17 protein-coding genes and 1 pseudogene are annotated in these 16,435 nt (G+C 63.2%); 4 read left to right on the forward strand and 14 right to left on the reverse strand.

Features of this window, described 5'->3' with window-relative positions:
- Positions 1–7: 7 nt before the first annotated feature.
- A complete protein-coding gene (locus AB8B02_RS13005; RefSeq protein ID WP_439064117.1) occupies positions 8–874 on the forward strand; it encodes a DMT family transporter in 867 nt (288 codons plus the stop codon).
- A 21-nt stretch (positions 875–895) separates the two neighbouring features.
- On the opposite strand, the gene AB8B02_RS13010 is transcribed toward AB8B02_RS13005, so the two are convergent.
- Both AB8B02_RS13010 and AB8B02_RS13015 read right to left on the reverse strand, forming a co-directional pair.
- Positions 896–1,606 carry an RlmE family RNA methyltransferase gene (locus AB8B02_RS13010; RefSeq protein ID WP_068730972.1) on the reverse strand — a complete coding sequence of 237 codons (711 nt, stop codon included), beginning with the start codon at positions 1,604–1,606 and terminating at the stop codon, positions 896–898.
- Positions 1,607–1,696: 90 nt separating this feature from the next.
- Positions 1,697–2,761 carry a Ppx/GppA phosphatase family protein gene (locus AB8B02_RS13015; protein ID WP_439064118.1) on the reverse strand — a complete coding sequence of 355 codons (1,065 nt, stop codon included), beginning with the start codon at positions 2,759–2,761 and terminating at the stop codon, positions 1,697–1,699.
- A 217-nt stretch (positions 2,762–2,978) separates the two neighbouring features.
- Here AB8B02_RS13015 and AB8B02_RS13020 point away from each other — a divergent pair, with 217 nt between their 5' ends.
- Positions 2,979–5,351, forward strand: a complete 2,373-nt coding sequence (locus AB8B02_RS13020) for a xanthine dehydrogenase family protein molybdopterin-binding subunit (protein WP_439064119.1) — start codon at positions 2,979–2,981, stop codon at positions 5,349–5,351.
- A gap of 88 nt (positions 5,352–5,439) precedes the next feature.
- Here AB8B02_RS13020 and AB8B02_RS13025 read toward each other — a convergent pair whose 3' ends face one another.
- Positions 5,440–5,682, reverse strand: a complete 243-nt coding sequence (locus AB8B02_RS13025; protein WP_439064120.1) for a hypothetical protein — start codon at positions 5,680–5,682, stop codon at positions 5,440–5,442.
- On the opposite strand from AB8B02_RS13025, the gene AB8B02_RS13030 reads away from it, so the two are divergent.
- Positions 5,681–5,941, forward strand: coding sequence for a hypothetical protein (locus AB8B02_RS13030; RefSeq protein WP_244558270.1), 261 nt, complete (start codon positions 5,681–5,683; stop codon positions 5,939–5,941). The two genes, AB8B02_RS13025 and AB8B02_RS13030, sit on opposite strands and share 2 nt — an antisense overlap.
- Here AB8B02_RS13030 and AB8B02_RS13035 read toward each other — a convergent pair.
- The 11 genes and pseudogenes from AB8B02_RS13035 to AB8B02_RS13085 form a co-directional block, all read right to left on the reverse strand.
- Positions 5,938–8,058 carry a sodium-translocating pyrophosphatase gene (locus tag AB8B02_RS13035; protein WP_439064121.1) on the reverse strand — a complete coding sequence of 707 codons (2,121 nt, stop codon included), beginning with the start codon at positions 8,056–8,058 and terminating at the stop codon, positions 5,938–5,940. The genes AB8B02_RS13030 and AB8B02_RS13035 overlap by 4 nt on opposite strands.
- 358 nt (positions 8,059–8,416) lie before the next feature.
- Positions 8,417–9,415 carry a thiamine-phosphate kinase gene (gene thiL / locus AB8B02_RS13040; RefSeq protein WP_439064122.1) on the reverse strand — a complete coding sequence of 333 codons (999 nt, stop codon included), beginning with the start codon at positions 9,413–9,415 and terminating at the stop codon, positions 8,417–8,419.
- A gap of 2 nt (positions 9,416–9,417) precedes the next feature.
- Positions 9,418–9,930: a transcription antitermination factor NusB gene (gene nusB / locus AB8B02_RS13045; RefSeq protein WP_092144204.1), complete on the reverse strand. Its 513-nt coding sequence runs from the start codon at positions 9,928–9,930 to the stop codon at positions 9,418–9,420.
- Positions 9,931–9,949: 19 nt separating this feature from the next.
- On the reverse strand, positions 9,950–10,441 hold the full coding sequence (gene ribH / locus AB8B02_RS13050; protein WP_089263855.1) for a 6,7-dimethyl-8-ribityllumazine synthase: 492 nt from the start codon (positions 10,439–10,441) through the stop codon (positions 9,950–9,952).
- A 211-nt stretch (positions 10,442–10,652) separates the two neighbouring features.
- The gene (locus tag AB8B02_RS13055; protein ID WP_439064123.1) at positions 10,653–11,267 is read right to left on the reverse strand and encodes a riboflavin synthase; all 615 of its coding nucleotides are present in this window, start codon (positions 11,265–11,267) and stop codon (positions 10,653–10,655) included.
- On the reverse strand, positions 11,267–12,421 hold the full coding sequence (gene ribD / locus AB8B02_RS13060) for a bifunctional diaminohydroxyphosphoribosylaminopyrimidine deaminase/5-amino-6-(5-phosphoribosylamino)uracil reductase RibD (protein ID WP_439064124.1): 1,155 nt from the start codon (positions 12,419–12,421) through the stop codon (positions 11,267–11,269). The genes AB8B02_RS13055 and ribD overlap by 1 nt, the downstream gene beginning before the upstream one ends.
- Complete coding sequence (gene nrdR, locus AB8B02_RS13065; RefSeq protein ID WP_068732542.1) at positions 12,418–12,900, reverse strand: transcriptional regulator NrdR; 483 nt, start codon at positions 12,898–12,900, stop codon at positions 12,418–12,420. The genes ribD and nrdR overlap by 4 nt, the downstream gene beginning before the upstream one ends.
- Before the next feature lie 72 nt (positions 12,901–12,972).
- Positions 12,973–14,274, reverse strand: coding sequence for a serine hydroxymethyltransferase (glyA, locus tag AB8B02_RS13070; protein ID WP_184517620.1), 1,302 nt, complete (start codon positions 14,272–14,274; stop codon positions 12,973–12,975).
- Positions 14,275–14,477: 203 nt separating this feature from the next.
- The gene (locus tag AB8B02_RS13075) at positions 14,478–14,762 is read right to left on the reverse strand and encodes a BrnA antitoxin family protein (protein WP_120292169.1); all 285 of its coding nucleotides are present in this window, start codon (positions 14,760–14,762) and stop codon (positions 14,478–14,480) included.
- Positions 14,752–15,010: pseudogene (locus tag AB8B02_RS13080) on the reverse strand (BrnT family toxin). Before AB8B02_RS13080 ends, AB8B02_RS13075 begins: the two are co-directional and overlap by 11 nt.
- Positions 15,011–15,064: 54 nt before the next feature.
- The gene (locus tag AB8B02_RS13085) at positions 15,065–15,691 is read right to left on the reverse strand and encodes a glutathione S-transferase family protein (RefSeq protein ID WP_439064125.1); all 627 of its coding nucleotides are present in this window, start codon (positions 15,689–15,691) and stop codon (positions 15,065–15,067) included.
- Positions 15,692–15,913: 222 nt separating this feature from the next.
- On the opposite strand from AB8B02_RS13085, the gene AB8B02_RS13090 reads away from it, so the two are divergent.
- Positions 15,914–16,282: a nuclear transport factor 2 family protein gene (locus AB8B02_RS13090; protein ID WP_439064126.1), complete on the forward strand. Its 369-nt coding sequence runs from the start codon at positions 15,914–15,916 to the stop codon at positions 16,280–16,282.
- Positions 16,283–16,435 lie beyond the last annotated feature (153 nt).

Consider the following 16,435-nt stretch of genomic DNA (forward strand, 5'->3'; position numbering starts at 1 on the left):
AAGTGTCATGTCGCTCATCCAGATTGTCTGCGCGGTGATGGTACCCTTGCTTTGGGGTTATCAGTTCGTGGTCATCAAGGTGGGCATTGTGGAATTTCCGCCGCTTTTCTTCCTTGGCCTGCGCTTTCTGGCTATGGCATTGCTGCTCGTTCCGTTCGTCAAAAAGCCTGCACGTCAGGAACTCAGCCCTGTCGCCGCGATCTCGGTCTTTCTTGGTGGGCTGAACTTCGGCCTCTTCTATGTCGGCCTCGCGCTCGGCTCCGGAAGTGTTTCGGCCGTCGCATATCAACTCGCCACGCCCTTCACCATCCTGTTGGCTTGGCCGCTGCTCGCGGAGAGACCGTCTCTCGTAACGTCTAGTGGGGTGTTGCTGGCATTTCTCGGCGTGGTCGTGCTTGCAGCGGGGCCTGGTGTGTCTGCGAACGCTATTCCGATTCTGCTGGTGGTCGGGGCAGCACTCGCCTTCGCGGTCGCCAACGTCTTAACGAAGCGGCACGGACCCTTCGACCCCTTGATGTTGACGGGCTGGTCCTCTCTCTTCACGGTGCCACAGGTGATGCTGATGTCGTTTGTCCTTGAAGATGGACAATTGACGTCCCTCGTCACGGCGGATGAACGTGGTTGGCTCGCGCTCGCCTACACCGTTTTCATCGGAGGAATTGTTGGATTTAGCCTTTGGTTCTGGCTCATCGCTCGCTGCACCATGGGCCGCGTGGCGCCATTCGGTTTGCTTCTTCCGGTCTTTGTCCTGATTTCAAGCGTGCTGTTCCTTGACGAGCATATCACTCCAACGTTGATTGTCGGGGCGCTGCTCGCCATCTCCGGTGTTGCCATCACACAAGTGAGATCGAGCGCTCTACCAAATCGGACTTAGAGTCGCCTATGCGCTCACGACCTAGTTGTCGTGCTCACCGAGCCGGTGATCACCTGCCACGCCGCGAAAACCCATGGCCAGCACGTAGCGCTCCGACGAGTCCTTGCGGCTGGCGGCTGGCTTCACATGTTTCACCGTCGCGAAGTCGCGCTTCAGCTGGGTCATCAGCGTGGCGTCGGCGCCGCTCTGGAACACCTTGGCGACGAAGGTGCCGCCGGGCTTGAGCACGTCAGCGGCGAAGGCCGCAGCATCCTCGACGAGGCCAACGATGCGCAGCTGATCGGTCTTGCGATGGCCGGTGGTGTTGGCCGCCATGTCGGACATCACCACGTCGGCGAGACCGCCCATCATCGCCTTCAATCTGTCGGGCGCATCATTGTCGAGAAAGTCCATCTGGGCGAAGGTCACGCCGACGATCTCCGGCATTTCCAGGAGATCGATGGCCACCACTTGCCCCTTGCCCTCGGCCGAGCCGACGCGCCGCGCCGCGATCTGGCTCCAGCCGCCAGGCGCAGCGCCGAGATCGACCACGGACAGGCCGGGCTTCAAGAAGCGGTACTTATCGTCGATTTCGATGATCTTGTAGGCCGCGCGCGACCGCAGGCCGTCCTTCTTGGCCTGCTGCACATAGGGGTCATTGAGCTGGCGGTCGAGCCAGAGCTTCGACGACAGTTTCATTCTGCCGGCGCTCTTGACCTGGATCCGCAGGCGTCCGGTGGTGTCTTTGGCCATGGTCTCGTGCTTGCTTTCAGCTATTCGCGTTTCCCTTAGCACGGCATGGCGGGAAACCCGAATATTCGCTCTGAATCGGGAAAATCAGGCTCAGGACGCGCGGATCGCGCCATCCTCGCGCATCATTTCCACCAGCATGCCCTCGCGCAGCCCCCGATCCGCCACACGCAGCCGCGGCAGGGGGAACGCGTTGCGGATGGCGTCCAGAATGGCACAGCCACACAGCACCAGATCGGCACGGTCGGGGCCGATACACTGGTTGGCGGCGCGTTCCGCATAGGTCATGTCGAGCAGCCTGGAGATGGTCTCGTCGAGCTCGGCATTGCTGAGCCAGATGCCGTCGATGCGGCGGCGATCGTAGCGCGCCAGCCCCTGATAGACGCCGGCCAGCGTGGTTACTGTGCCCGAGGTGCCCAGCATATGCATGCCGTCGAGATCGCCGGCATGTTCGGCGGCGAACGGCGCCACGTGCCGGGCGACCTCCGCAATCATCTGCGTGTAGCTCTCGCGGGTGACGTGCTTGCCGCCGAATTTCTCGGCCAGCGTCACCACGCCGAGCGGGATCGACATCCACGCCTTGATCAACGGCTTGCCCAAGGGATCGGTGGGATCACGCTCGATGCGCACCAGTTCCGACGAGCCGCCGCCGATATCGAACAGGATGGCGCCGCGGCCCTGCGGATCGATCAGCGGCGAGCAGCCAATCACAGCCAGCGCCGCTTCGGTCTCGCGATCGATGATCTCCAGCGTGATGCCGGTTTCGCGCGCCACCTGGTCGAGAAACGCGTCCGAATTCGAGGCCGCGCGGCAGGCCTCGGTTGCGATCAGCCGCAGCCGCTGTGCGTCCCGTGCGCGGATCTTGTCACGACAGATGCTGAGCGCCGAAATCGCACGGGCAATCGCGGCGTCGCTGATCACGCCGGATGTCGAGACGCCCTCGCCCAGCCGGATGATCCGTGAAAACGAATCGACCACGCGAAAACTGTCGCCCGTGGGACAGGCGATCAGGAGACGGCAATTATTGGTTCCGAGATCGAGCGCGGCATAGGTGTTGGCGCATGCGGCTTCGCGCCCGCCGTCGGCCAATACCGCAACCAATCCCTGCACACCCTCGCCCGGCCCATGGCCGCCGCGAAGCCGCGTGTCATCATCCATTCAATCTGTCTTTCCGCGACCGTTCCGGCCGGCGTGGAAACCTTCTTGGAAATATCTTTCACGGAAAGTTTAGCAGGGCACAGGATCAGCGCAACCTTGGCGCACCCCCATGCCCAATCGTCCGTTGTCGTACAGGTCACGCTGCCTTATCTCAGGGACTTACAGGGGCGCGCCCCCGCGCCAAATCCTGGAATCATCCACATTTGATGGATTCATCATGCAAGATTTTACCGGCTCGCCCGTCGACAATGCCATCGCCATGCAGAAATACGGGGTCGGCCAGCCTGTCCGCCGCAAGGAGGACGACACCCTCGTCCGCGGCAAGGGCAAATATACCGACGACGTCAACCTGCCCGGCCAGCTCTATGCCTGGATCGTCCGCAGTCCCCATGCCCATGGCGTGATCCGCGGCATCGATACCGAGGCTGCCAAGGCGATGCCGGGTGTCCGCGGCATCTGGACCGGCCGGGATCTCGAAGCCGCCAATTATGGCCCCTTCACCTGCGGTCTGCCGCTGAAGAGCCAGGACGGCACCCCGCTGTTCCAGACCAATCGCCATGCTTTGATGACCGACAAGGTGCGCTATGTCGGCGACCCCGTCGCCTTCGTGGTGGCTGAAACAGTCGCGCAGGCGCGCGACGCCGCCGAAGCCGTCGTCCTCGATATCGACGCCCTGCCCGCCGTCACCGATTGCGAGGCCGCAACGAAGCCCGGCGCGCCTGTTCTCTACGACCACATCCCGAACAATGTCGCACTCGACTATCACTATGGCGACACCGCCGCCGTCGAGGCGGCATTCGCCTCTGCCGCCCATGTCACCAAGCTCGACATCGAGAACACCCGCGTCGCCGTGGTGTCGATGGAGCCACGCTGCGCGCTCGCCACTTACGAAAAATCCGGCGGCCGCTACGTGATCCAGGTGCCGACCCAGGGCGTCGCTGGCAACCGCAATACGCTGGCCAAGCAGCTCAACGTCGCGCCCGACAAGGTCCGCATCCTCACCGGCAATGTCGGCGGATCGTTCGGCATGAAGAACATCAGCTATCCCGAATACATCTGCCTGCTGCATGCGGCGAAGGAACTGGACAAGCCGGTGAAGTGGCTCGACGAGCGCTCCTCCAGCTTCCTGTCCGACAGCCAGGGCCGCGCCCAGGATATCCATGCCGAACTCGCCCTCGACAAGGACGGCAAGTTCCTCGCGGTGCGCCTGAAAGGCTACGGTAATCTCGGCGCCTATATCACCGGCGTGTCGCCGAGCCCGTTGTCGCTCAACACCGGCAAGAATCTCGCCAGCGTCTACAAGACGCCGCTGCTGTCGGTGGACATCAAATGCGTGCTCACCAACACCACGCTGATGGGCGCCTATCGCGGCGCCGGGCGCCCCGAGGCCAACTACTTCATGGAGCGCCTGATCGATCGCGCCGCCGACGAGATGGGCATCGATCGCTTCACGCTGCGCAAGCGCAACTTCATCAAGCCGTCGCAGTTGCCCTTCGCGGCCGCCTCCGGCGTCACCTATGACAGCGGCGATTTCCAGGGCGTGTTCGAAAAGGCGCTGGCAATTTCCGATCACGCCGGCTTCGCCAAACGCAAGAAGGACAGCCGCAAGAATGGCAAGCTGCGCGGCATTGCGGTGGGCTCCTATCTCGAAGTCACCGCTCCCCCCTCAGGCGAACTCGGCAAACTGACCTTCGGCGAAGACGGCACCGTGACGCTAACCACCGGCACACTGGATTATGGCCAGGGCCACGCTACGCCTTTCGCACAGGTGCTGTCGGCGCAGCTCGGCGTGCCGTTCGACGCTATTCGCCTGGAGCAGAACGACAGCGACCTCGTGCGCATGGGCAATGGCACTGGCGGCTCGCGTTCGATTACCGCCTCGGGCCAGGCCATCGTCGAGGCGTCGGATCTCGTCATTGCCAAGGGCAAGGCTGCCGCCGCACATCTGATGGAAGCGTCCGAAGCCGATATCGAGTTCAAGGCCGGCCGCTTCACCATCGCCGGCACTGACCGCTCCATCGACATCATGGAACTGTCGCAGCGTGTGCGCGAGGGCAAGATGCCGGACGGCGTACCCTCCTCGCTCGACGTCGACCACACCTCATCGGACGTGCCCTCGACATTCCCGAACGGCTGTCACGTCGCCGAAGTCGAGATCGATCCCGACACCGGCGTGCTGACCATCGTCAATTACGCGGCGGTCAACGACTTCGGCACCATCGTCAATCCGATGATCGTCGCCGGCCAGTTGCATGGCGGCGTGGCCCAGGGCATCGGCCAGGCGCTGATGGAGAAAGTCAGCTATGACGCGTCGGGCCAGCCGATCACCGGCTCCTTCATGGACTATGCGATGCCCCGCGCCGGCGACATTCCGCTGATGCTGGTCGGCGATCATCCCTCGCCGGCGACGACCAACCCGCTGGGCACCAAAGGCTGCGGCGAAGCCGGCTGCGCCGGCTCACTCTGCACCATCGTCAATGCGGTGGTCGATGCACTCAGCGACTACGGCGTCACGCATATCGACATGCCGTTGACCTCCGAGCGCATCTGGCGCGCCATCCAGGACGGCAAGCAGAGCAAGGCGGCGTAAGCCCGACCAACTCAACAAAAAGCCCCGCGATCACATCGCGGGGCTTTTCTGTGTCGTCTACGCTAACGCGCCGTGGCCGACAGGACCCCTAGCTCTTCGTCCCGTATTTCCGCGCGAAATCCCGCCCGGATCGCGCGATACAAACAGCTGCCTGACTCTGATACATCGAGCCCTCGTTCTTCTCTGCGATCTTATCGCATTTCGCACGCGCCTTCTCATAGGCCGCCTTGGTCGCGGGCAGCGCCTTCGGCAAGAACCGTGGTTCGCATTTCGACAGCACAATGGTCGAGAACGCATTATCGCCGGACGAACCGAGCTGGCAGAGTTCCATGATCCGATATGCGCCTTCGCAGCTGAACTCGGCCTTCATCGCGGCCTCAATGGCCTGGTGGAGGCCGCCGGCCTTCGCTTCGGCTGCATCACTGATGGGGCATTTTTCTGCGGCGGCGAGAACAGGCGTTGAAAAAGCAAACACCGCGAATAAAGCAACGCCAATTCCACGCATCGTTTTCGTCTTTCAAAATGACCAAAAAAGAAAGTCCCGCGGCTTTCACCGCGAGACTTTTACATTGGCCGTTGCCGCCGTCTAGTGCGCGAGAATCGCCAACAACAGGAGCGCCACGATGTTGGTGATCTTGATCATCGGGTTCACCGCGGGGCCTGCCGTGTCCTTGTAGGGATCGCCGACGGTGTCGCCGGTCACCGCAGCTTTATGAGCGTCGGAGCCCTTGCCGCCGAAATGACCGTCCTCGATATACTTCTTGGCATTGTCCCAGGCGCCGCCGCCCGAGGTCATCGAGATCGCCACAAAGAGACCCGTGACGATCACGCCAAGCAGCATCGCGCCGACCGCGGAGAATGCCGCCGACTTGCCGACTGCGCCGCCGCCGGCAATGGCGTAGATGATGAAGTACACCACGATGGGCGACAGCACCGGAAGCAGCGACGGGATGATCATTTCCTTGATCGCGGCCTTGGTCAGCAGATCCACCGCGCGGCCGTAATCCGGCTTGTCGGTGCCCTGCATGATGCCCGGCTTCTCGCGGAACTGGCGACGCACTTCCTCGACGATGGCGCTGGCTGCACGGCCCACCGCCGTCATGCCCATCGCACCGAACAGGTATGGCAGCAGACCGCCGAACAGCAGACCGACCACCACATAGGGATTGTTCAGCGAGAAGTCCGGCAGCACATCCTTGAAGTACGGATACTTCGCGGCATTGGCGATGAAGAATTTGAGGTCTTCATTGTAAGCCGCGAACAGCACCAGTGCGCCGAGGCCTGCCGAGCCGATGGCATAGCCCTTAGTGACCGCCTTGGTGGTGTTGCCGACCGCGTCGAGCGCGTCGGTGGCCTTGCGGACTTCCTTCGGCAATCCGGCCATTTCGGCAATGCCGCCGGCATTGTCGGTGACTGGACCGAAGGCGTCGAGCGCCACGATCATGCCGGCCAGCGCCAGCATCGTCGTGGTGGCAATCGCGATACCGAACAGGCCCGCGAGGCTGTAGGTGACGAGAATGCCGGCGATGATGACGATCGCAGGACCCGCTGTCGACTCCATCGAGATCGCGAGACCCTGGATCACATTGGTGCCGTGACCGGTGACCGACGACTGCGCGATGGACTTCACCGGACGATAGTCGGTGCCGGTGTAGTATTCGGTGATCACGATGATCAGCGCCGTGACAACGAGGCCGGCGACGCCGCATTGGAACAGCGCCAGACCCGTATACTTCACGCCGGCCAGCGGACCGAAACCGATCAGCCAGTAGATCACGGCGGCAACGCCAAACAGTGACAACACGCCGGTGGCGATCAGGCCCTTATACAGCGCGCCCATGATCGACTGGCTGGCACCGAGCTTGACGAAGAACGTGCCGGCAATCGAGGTCAGGATGCAGATGCCGCCAATGGCGAGCGGCAGCGTCATCATGTTGACCAGCAATGGCGAGCTCGCGAAGAAGATCGCCGCCAGAACCATGGTGGCGACCGCGGTCACCGCATAGGTCTCGAACAAGTCGGCGGCCATGCCGGCGCAGTCGCCGACATTGTCGCCCACATTGTCGGCGATCGTTGCCGGATTGCGCGGATCGTCTTCGGGAATCCCGGCTTCGACCTTGCCGACGAGATCGCCGCCGACGTCAGCGCCCTTGGTGAAGATGCCGCCGCCGAGACGGGCGAAGATCGAGATCAGCGACGCGCCGAAGCCGAGCGCCACCAGCGCATCGATCACGGTGCGGCTGTTGGCAGCGAGGCCGAGGGCGTGCGTGAGATAGGCGAAGTAGATGGTGACGCCGAGCAACGCCAGACCCGCCACCAGCATGCCGGTGATGGCACCGGCCTTGAAGGCGAGTTCGAGGCCGCCGGCCAGCGAGATCGTCGCCGCCTGCGCGGTGCGGACATTGGCACGCACCGACACGTTCATGCCGATGAAGCCGGCTGCGCCCGACAGCACGGCGCCGATCAGGAAGCCGAAGGCCACGAGCATGCCGAGGAAGTAAGCCAGCAGCGCGAAGATCACGACGCCGACGATGCCGATGGTGAGATATTGTCGCTTCAGATAGGCCTGTGCGCCCTCTCGCACGGCCTCTGCAATTTCCTGCATCCGTGCGTTACCCGCATCGGCCTTCAACACAGAACTCGTCGCCCAGATCGCGTAAACGATCGACAGTGCCCCGCAGAGCACGATCACCCACAATGCTGTCATGGAATCTGCCTCAGTCCTTCCTGCCCGGCGCCTTGTTAGTTGGCGCATAAAAAGGAGGCCTGCCCAGCACGTGAGGACGGCCTCTCGTTTGATGAGCATGGCAAAATCGGTATCGCCGTGCAACGCTGCCAATGGGCTAATGCAGGATTTTTGGAGGGGATGTAGGGGGAAGAGGAACGTTGGCCTTTCGGGTGTCATCCCCGCGGAGGCGGGGATCCATAACCTCAGGCCGCTCAATTAAAAGGAAGGCCTCTCCGTCCTGCGTTGAACAGCTCTCAAGAGTGTATGGGGCCCCGCCCCGCGCACGCCTTCGGCGTGCTAGGCGGGGACGACACGGAGATTACTTCCAGAGCTGTTCCTAGAAGTGGCTGTAGGACAGGCGCTTCAACACGATGTCCCTGCCCGCCTGGTCGACGAAGCGGGGCGATGACGCACCTGCAACAATTGTCCCGATGACCGCGACCCGCACGCCCGCCTGGTGCGCGGCCTGCACGAAACCGGTCGTGCGATTCTCTGGGATGGTGCAGAGGACTTCGTAGTCGTCGCCGCCGGCAACGACCGTTTCGAGACCGATCACACCGCGATCCAGCAGTGCTGCCGCCGGATCCGACAGCGGAATAGCCGATGCATCGATGACGGCAGAGATGCCCGACACCGCACAGAGCTTGGCGAGATCGCCGGCCAATCCGTCGGAGACATCCATCGACGCCGTCGCGAAATCGCGCACCGCAAATGCCAGCGCGTTGCGTGGCTGCGGCACGCGATAGCGTGCCACGAGCGCGTCACGCGCGTTGCTGTCGCCAGTCAGCGCCGCCGCGACCGCGCCGCCTTTCAGCGCCGCAAGGCCAAGCGCGGCATCACCGATCATGCCACTCACGACCACGCGGTCCCCCACCGCCGCGCCGTGGCGGCGGACCATCTTGCCCACCGGAACGCGTCCGAAGGCGGTGACTGAGACCATCAGCGGCCCCGGCGTCGAGACCGTATCGCCGCCGAGCAACGCACAGCCGAATATTGCGATGTCTTCGCCGAGACCGCGCGCGAACTCCGCCAGCCACGCCTCATCATGTGTCCGCAGCGCCAGCGTCAGCACGAAGCCTGCCGGCGTGGCACCCTTGGCGGCGAGGTCGGAGAGGTTCACCCGCAGCGCCTTGCGCGCGATGGTGTCCGGGGGATCGTCAGGGAGAAAGTGCACGCCTTCGACGATGGCATCGGTGTTGACGACGATATCCTCGCCGTCGGCCTTGAGCACCGCGGCGTCGTCGGTCAGGCCGAACGCACCGGGATCAGTCGCGAGCGGCTTGAAGTAGCGCGCGATCAGGGTGTCTTCGCCGGATGCGTTGGACCCGGCTGACATGGTCAGTGTCCTGCGCGCGAAAACTCTTCCGCGCGAAACTGCCGGGCGATCTGGTCGAGCACCGCATTGACCATGCCGGTCTCGTCGCCTTCGACGAAGGCATGCGCAACGTCGACATATTCCGACACCACGACACGGCCGGGAATGTCCTTGCGATGTTCCAGCTCATAGGCGCCGGCGCGCATCACCGCGCGCAGGATCGCCTCGATCCGCTGCAGCGGCCAGCCTCTGGAGAGCGCGTCGTCGATCAGCGGATCGAGCTTGTTCTGGTCGCGCACCACGCCGGACACGATGTCGCGGAAGAACGCCTCTTCGGCCGGGAGATACTGGTCACCCTCGATCTCGCTGCCGAGCCAGAAGCTCTCGAACTCGGCGAACACGTCGTTGATGCCGGAGCCGCCCACATCCATCTGATAGAGCGCCTGCACGGCCGCGAGGCGCGCGGCACCGCGGCGGTTGGCCTTGCGGTCGCCTTTGGGGATCGGCTTCTTGAAGTCCGCTTTCTTGTCAGCCATTTTCTTCTCAGACATCGGCTCAGGCCTTCGCCAGACGGCGCTTGATGCGCAGCACGGACAGTGCCGCACGGGCCGCATCGCCGCCCTTGTTCAATTCACCGGCGCGCGCGCGCGCCCAGGCCTGCTCGTCGGTATCCACCGTGATGATCCCGTTGCCGAGGGGCAGCCGCAGATCGACGGACAAATCCATCAGCCCGCGCGACGACTCCATCGAGACGATCTCGAAATGGAACGTCTCGCCGCGCACGACACAACCCAGCGCAATTGCCGCTTCATAAGGCTTGCCGCTTTTCGCGGCAGCATCGACTGCAATCGCGATGGTCGAGGGAATTTCCAGCGCGCCCGGCACCGTCAACACGTCATGGGTGACGCCGGCTGCCTTCAGCTCGACGATCGCGCCTTCCAGCAGTGCATCCTGAATGTCGTCATAGAACCGCGCCTCGACGATCAGGACGCGCGCGCCCGTGATGTCGGTCTGGTCCTGCAAATGAGCGCGTCGCGCGTCTGCCATATCTCAACCTGTTAAAAACGTTGAACATCTCCAAGAATGAAGATTGTCAACAACGCGTGTTTGTAGTCGTCGCGGGCAGTGAAGCCAAGGGCAATACTTGGCAATTTAGCGCCGTCATGCCCGGCGCATGCCGGGTATCCACGTCTTGGCCGGGCACGAAGACGTGGATGGCCGGGACAAGCCCGGCCATGACGGCCGAGAGGTCGGAACCTTAAACAGGCATTTCGCTGAGCCGCGCCGCATAGCGGGCCATCAGATCGACCTCGATATTGACCTCGGCGCCTGCTTCCCACGCCTTGCCCAGCGTGGTGACGCTCAGCGTGTGCGGAATGATCAGCACGGCGAACTGCACGTCATCGACGGTATTCACCGTCAGCGACACGCCATCCAGCGTGATGGAGCCCTTGGTGGCGATGAAACGCGCCAGTTCGCGCGTGGTGCGGAAGGTGATCCGCGCCATGTCCGGCAGGCTCTCGCGCGATACGATGGTGGCGATGCCATCGGCATGGCCGGCGACGATATGGCCGCCAAGCTCGTCGCCGATCTTCAGCGCGCGCTCGAGATTGAGCCTGGTGCCCAGCTTCCAGTGCTTTGCCGTGGTCATGCCCAGCGTCTCGGCGGCAGCGTCAACGTCGAACCAGGTTTTGCCATTGGCCACGCCGGAGCCGACCACTGTGAGGCAGACGCCGTTGCAGGCGATCGAGGCGCCGTCGGCGATGGTGGTCTGGTCGTAGTCGCAGAGAATGCGCAGCCGGTGGAGCTGGCCCTGCGCCACTTGCGTAAGGCTCTCGATCTCGCCGATGTCGGTGACAATGCCGGTGAACATTAGCTTCTTTCGTAGATGGTCAGAGTGTCGTTTTCGATCGTCTCGCTAGCACGCTGCACGAAGTCCGGCGACCCGGTGATCGCCGATAGCGGCAATGCATCCAGCGCGGCGATGCCACCCTCGCCGATCTCCTTCGGCCCGCGAAACAGCCAGACCTCGTCGACCAGCCCCGCCGTCACGAAAGACGCCGCGACTTTCGATCCGCCTTCCACCAGCAGCTTCGTAATGCCCTTCTCCGACAAGCTATGCAGCACGGCGAGCAAATCCAGCCCCGGCGGCGGCGCGGTCGTGGTCGGCACGCGCAGCACCTGCGTGCCGGCAGCGCCCAGCGCCATCGCGGCGGGGGCTTCCGACAGGCTGGAGGTCATCACCCACAGCGGCGTCGTACGCGCCGAATGCACCAGTCGGGTATTACCGGACATGCGCAGCGCACGGTCGAGCACCACGCGCACCGGCGAGCGCTTCATCATGCCCGGCAAGCGACAGGTCAGTTCGGGATCGTCAGCGATGACGGTGCCCATGCCGACCAGCACCGCATCGCATTGCGCCCGCAAGAGATGCACGCGCGACCGCACCATCTCGCCGGTGACGGCGACCGGCTTGTGACCGGCTGCCGCGATCTTGTCGTCCGGCGACACCGCGAGCTTCAACACGACATGCGGGCGCTTGTCGCGGATACGCCGAAAATGCCCGGCGTGATCGCGCGCGGCCTGTTCGGCGCAGAGCCCGACATCGACCCTGATGCCCGCCGCACGCAGCCGCGCATGACCTTGGCCCGCCACGTCCGGATTGGGATCTTCAATCGCCGCGACGACGCGCGCGATGCCCGCAGCGACGATCGCATCCGCGCAAGGCGGCGACTTGCCGAAATGCGAGCATGGCTCCAGCGTCACATAGAGCGTGGCACCGCGTGTGGCCTCGCCGGCCTGCGCAAGTGCGACAGGCTCGGCATGGGGACGGCCGCCGGGCTGCGTCCAGCCGCGGCCAATAATAACACCGTCCTTCACGATGACCGCGCCGACCGCGGGATTGGGCCATGTCCGGCCCTGCCCGCGCCGGCCGAGCGTCAGCGCCAGCTGCATGAAGCGCAGGTCGGTTGCTTTCGCGTCGGCAGATTTTTGAGCGTATTGATCTTCCAGGATCCGGAAGATCATTTTCGGACCACCACCGGCCGGCCGTCGTCATCGGCATGCAATTCGCCGAGCACGGCCTCGAAGTCCTTGGCCTCGCGAAAATTGCGATAGACCGAGGCGAAGCGCACATAGGCGACGTCATCGAGCCCGCGCAGATGCTCCATCACGATCTCGCCGATGGTCTCCGACGAAATCTCCGCCTCGCCGCCGCTTTCCAGCTCGCGCACGATGGCCGAGACCATGGTCTCCACCCGCTCCGGATCGACCGGGCGCTTGCGCAGACTGATCGACAGCGAACGCACCAGCTTGTCGCGGTCGAACGGGACGCGGCGGCCATTGCGCTTGATCACCGTGAGCTCGCGCAGTTGCACGCGCTCGAAGGTGGTGAAGCGGAAGTTGCAGGTGACGCATACGCGCCGCCTGCGGATCACGGCGGAATCTTCCGCGGGACGCGAGTCCTTCACCTGCGTATCGAGGCTATTGCAGTTCGGACAGCGCATTCCAAAGAACCTTCCAGACACTCGTTCCTGCGCGACCTTCTGACCGCGCAGGTCTCCGCCTCGTAGCAGGCCTTACTGATAGATCGGGAAACGATCCGTCAGCGCCTTGACCTTCTCCTTCACGGCCGCTTCGACCAGCGGCGCACTGCCGTCGCCGGACTGCGCCACCGCGCTCAGCACTTCGGCAATCATCTCGCCGGTTGCCTTGAATTCGGCAATGCCGAAACCGCGCGTGGTGGCGGCGGGCGTGCCGAGACGGATGCCCGAGGTGATCCACGGCTTTTCCGGATCGAACGGCACGCCGTTCTTGTTGCAGGTGATGCCGGCGCGGACCAGTGCCTTCTCCGAGACGTTGCCCTTCAGGCCCTTCGGCCGGAGGTCGACGAGCATCAGGTGGTTATCGGTGCCGCCCGAGACAATGTCGTAGCCCTGCGCGCGCAGCGTTTCGGCCAGCGCCTTGGCATTCTCGACAACGTTCTTGGCATAGACCTTGAAGTCCGGCTGCAGCGCTTCCTTGAAGGCCACGGCTTTCGCCGCGATGACATGCATCAGCGGGCCGCCCTGCAGGCCCGGGAAGATCGCCGAGTTCAGCTTCTTGTGCAGCGCCTCGTCATTGGTGAGGATCAGGCCGCCGCGCGGGCCGCGCAGCGACTTGTGCGTGGTCGTCGTCGTGACATGGGCATGCGGCACCGGCGAGGCATGGACGCCGCCGGCAACGAGGCCCGCAAAGTGGGCCATGTCGACGAGCAGATACGCGCCGACGCTGTCGGCGATCTCGCGGAAGCGCTTGAAGTCCCACGAGCGCGAATAGGCCGAGCCGCCGGCGATGATCAGTTTCGGCTTCACCTCCTCGGCCTGCTTGGCGATCGCATCCATGTCGAGGATCTGGTCGTCCTTGCGCACGGTGTAGTGCACCGGCTTGAACCACTTGCCGGACATGTTGACGGGCGAGCCGTGGGTGAGATGGCCGCCGGCTGCGAGGTCGAGACCCATGAAGGTATCGCCCGGCTGCAGCAGCGCCAGGAACACCGCCTGGTTCATCTGGCTGCCGGAGTTTGGCTGCACATTGGCGAACTGGGCGCCAAACAGCTTCTTGGCGCGTTCGATGGCGAGGTTCTCAGCGATATCGACGAATTCGCAGCCGCCATAATAGCGCGCGCCCGGATAACCCTCGGCATATTTGTTGGTCATCACCGAGCCCTGCGCCTCCATCACGGCGCGGCTGACGATGTTTTCCGACGCGATCAGCTCGATCTCGTGACGCTGGCGACCGAGTTCACCCTTGATCGCCTCGGCAATCTCGGGATCGGCCTGAGCAAGCGTGGCGGAGAAGAACGAGTCGGGCGCGGAGCCGGTTTTGGCCGAAGTGGTCATAGGGCAATATCTCCACCGCCGCGGCCTTCTTTCGGCGTGCGGACGGTCACGAGTGGCGATCAGGAAACGGTGCCCCGAATACCATATCTGGCTGGCGGGGCCAAGGTTTTGCGCTTCAGGGCGCGATATTTAGGCAGCAGCGGCAAATGCGGCGATTGCACATGCCGATTGCCTACCGCCCGAAGTAAACGGCGATTCCGCCCCTATCGCTTGACGCCCGCCGCCTTACGCAGGACCTCGTCGATCTTCGATTGCCAGCCCGGCCCCTTAGACTTGAAATGGGTCAGGACGTCCGGACTGAGCCGCAGCGACACGAGCGTTTTGGTGGGCGCCTTGTTGGGACCACGCCCCTTGCGGATCGATTTGGCCAGATCCGGCAAGGCTTCAGCAAAGGGCTTAGCCTTGGCAAAGTCGTCCTTCGTCAATTCCGGGGTGTCGCTGACCTCTCGCATATCTTTGGCGCTATAACCCCGCTTTTTAACGGTCATTGTAGAGCCTCCTCTCATTCTTACTGGCGGGACGCATGCTAATCACGCTCAAGGCCTCCTTTCCGAGAACCACGAACACCACCACAATGACGCCGCGGATATTCCGGCCGATGCCAATCCAACGCTTGGCTTTCACCTGTGACGGCAACCAGAGCGCTTTCGAAAAAGGCCTCATCGAGATCGGCGAAATCCAACCCGTGCTTGTCTAGGTTGGCGAGACGCTTCGGCTCGTCCCAGAGGATTTTCATGACTATAATGTATCTACATTATAATCATCGGTCAACGTCCGAAGTGCTCCGTCCCTATTTCGCCAGCCGGTATACCCCGCCCTTCTCCACGCTGCGCTGGAACGCCGGGCGGGCATGCATCCGGCCGATCCAGGCGGCCAGATCGGGATAGGCCTTGAGCCGGTCGAAGCTGCCGGCAACCTCGGCGACGAAACTCATCTGGATATCCGCGCCGGTCAGGCTGTCGCCGACAAAGAACGCGCGGCCCTGCAGCGCCCGGTTGGCATGACCGAGATGCCGGGCCATCTCGCTGTCGATCCGCGGCCGCAACGGCGCACCGGCCTCCTTCAGGCGAGACACGTAGAGATTGAGCATCAGCGGCAACATCGCCGAGCCCTCGGCATAATGCAGCCATTCGAGATAGGCCTCATGCTCCGGAGTGCCCTCCGCCGGCCGCATCGCGCCCTTGCCGTAGCGGCGGATGACGTAGTCGACGACGGCTGCGGATTCCGCGATGGTCACATCGCCGTCGACGATGACAGGCGACTTGCCGAGCGGATGCACCGCCTCGAGCTCCGGCGGCGCCAGCCGCGTCTGCGCATCGCGCTGATAGGTTGTCAGATCGTAGGGCGCGCCGAGCTCTTCCAGCAGCCAGATGATCCGCTGCGAGCGGGAGTCGTTGAGATGATGAAGCGTAAGCATGGGCGTGTCCTTGTGTTGTCCCCGGCCCGATCTGTAGACCGTCGGCGTGAGAGAAGTCTTCGAGGATTATCGCGCGGAAACAGCGAACAAGAAAATCTTCACGAGCTTTTCCATGCTAGTTTGCCGGTAAGGCGACTGTCTGTCGTTGTGGAGAGGTTCGGCTCTCCTTCCCCTCTGCACCAAGCCAAGCCGCCAACCTGAGGCCTATCGCAGGAGGTTGAGATGGACGATGTACGGGCCGCCCTGGAGCGTCATTGGACTGCATCGGACGCGAACGATTTCAATATCGAACATGACATCTACCATGAGGATGCGATGCTTTATTATCCCCAATCGGGGGAACGCATCCGCGGTCGGCACAACATTCAGATGAGCCGACTTGTCCAGCCAAATGAGAAACGTTTTACGGTTCGGCGGATTATCGGCAGCGGCGAATTATGGGTCACCGAATTCATCCTGACCTATGACGGTATACCATCCTACGCGGTAAGCATCATGGAGTTCCGCGACGGACGGGTGGCCAACGAAACGCAGTATTTCGCCGATCGGTTTGAACCTGCGGTCTCGCGCGCGCATCTTGTCGAGCGATAGTTCGAGTGGCAGAACCGTGACGACAGTGCTTCGATGAGCACATATGCGATGAGCGCATCGCGTCCCGCTCGTCATTCCGGCGCGCGACTAGGGCTTGCCGGACGCCACACTTGTCATTCCGGGGCGCACGAAGCGGCGCAGCCGCGTAGTGCG

The sequence above is a fragment of the Tardiphaga sp. 862_B3_N4_1 genome (genome assembly GCF_051811085.1).
Taxonomy (GTDB): Bacteria; Pseudomonadota; Alphaproteobacteria; order Rhizobiales; family Xanthobacteraceae; genus Tardiphaga; species Tardiphaga robiniae.

What these genes read in the sequence shown, in the direction of transcription:
- AB8B02_RS13005 (WP_439064117.1), top strand. Translation starts at nt 8, where the DNA reads ATGTCGCTCATCCAGATTGTCTGCGCGGTGATGGTACCCTTGCTTTGG.
- AB8B02_RS13010 (WP_068730972.1), bottom strand. Translation starts at nt 1,606, where the DNA reads ATGGCCAAAGACACCACCGGACGCCTGCGGATCCAGGTCAAGAGCGCC.
- AB8B02_RS13015 (WP_439064118.1), bottom strand. Translation starts at nt 2,761, where the DNA reads ATGGATGATGACACGCGGCTTCGCGGCGGCCATGGGCCGGGCGAGGGT.
- AB8B02_RS13020 (WP_439064119.1), top strand. Translation starts at nt 2,979, where the DNA reads ATGCAAGATTTTACCGGCTCGCCCGTCGACAATGCCATCGCCATGCAG.
- AB8B02_RS13030 (WP_244558270.1), top strand. Translation starts at nt 5,681, where the DNA reads ATGATCCGATATGCGCCTTCGCAGCTGAACTCGGCCTTCATCGCGGCC.
- AB8B02_RS13025 (WP_439064120.1), bottom strand. Translation starts at nt 5,682, where the DNA reads ATGGAACTCTGCCAGCTCGGTTCGTCCGGCGATAATGCGTTCTCGACC.
- AB8B02_RS13035 (WP_439064121.1), bottom strand. Translation starts at nt 8,058, where the DNA reads ATGACAGCATTGTGGGTGATCGTGCTCTGCGGGGCACTGTCGATCGTT.
- thiL (WP_439064122.1), bottom strand. Translation starts at nt 9,415, where the DNA reads ATGTCAGCCGGGTCCAACGCATCCGGCGAAGACACCCTGATCGCGCGC.
- nusB (WP_092144204.1), bottom strand. Translation starts at nt 9,930, where the DNA reads ATGGCTGACAAGAAAGCGGACTTCAAGAAGCCGATCCCCAAAGGCGAC.
- ribH (WP_089263855.1), bottom strand. Translation starts at nt 10,441, where the DNA reads ATGGCAGACGCGCGACGCGCTCATTTGCAGGACCAGACCGACATCACG.
- AB8B02_RS13055 (WP_439064123.1), bottom strand. Translation starts at nt 11,267, where the DNA reads ATGTTCACCGGCATTGTCACCGACATCGGCGAGATCGAGAGCCTTACG.
- ribD (WP_439064124.1), bottom strand. Translation starts at nt 12,421, where the DNA reads ATGATCTTCCGGATCCTGGAAGATCAATACGCTCAAAAATCTGCCGAC.
- nrdR (WP_068732542.1), bottom strand. Translation starts at nt 12,900, where the DNA reads ATGCGCTGTCCGAACTGCAATAGCCTCGATACGCAGGTGAAGGACTCG.
- glyA (WP_184517620.1), bottom strand. Translation starts at nt 14,274, where the DNA reads ATGACCACTTCGGCCAAAACCGGCTCCGCGCCCGACTCGTTCTTCTCC.
- AB8B02_RS13075 (WP_120292169.1), bottom strand. Translation starts at nt 14,762, where the DNA reads ATGACCGTTAAAAAGCGGGGTTATAGCGCCAAAGATATGCGAGAGGTC.
- AB8B02_RS13085 (WP_439064125.1), bottom strand. Translation starts at nt 15,691, where the DNA reads ATGCTTACGCTTCATCATCTCAACGACTCCCGCTCGCAGCGGATCATC.
- AB8B02_RS13090 (WP_439064126.1), top strand. Translation starts at nt 15,914, where the DNA reads ATGGACGATGTACGGGCCGCCCTGGAGCGTCATTGGACTGCATCGGAC.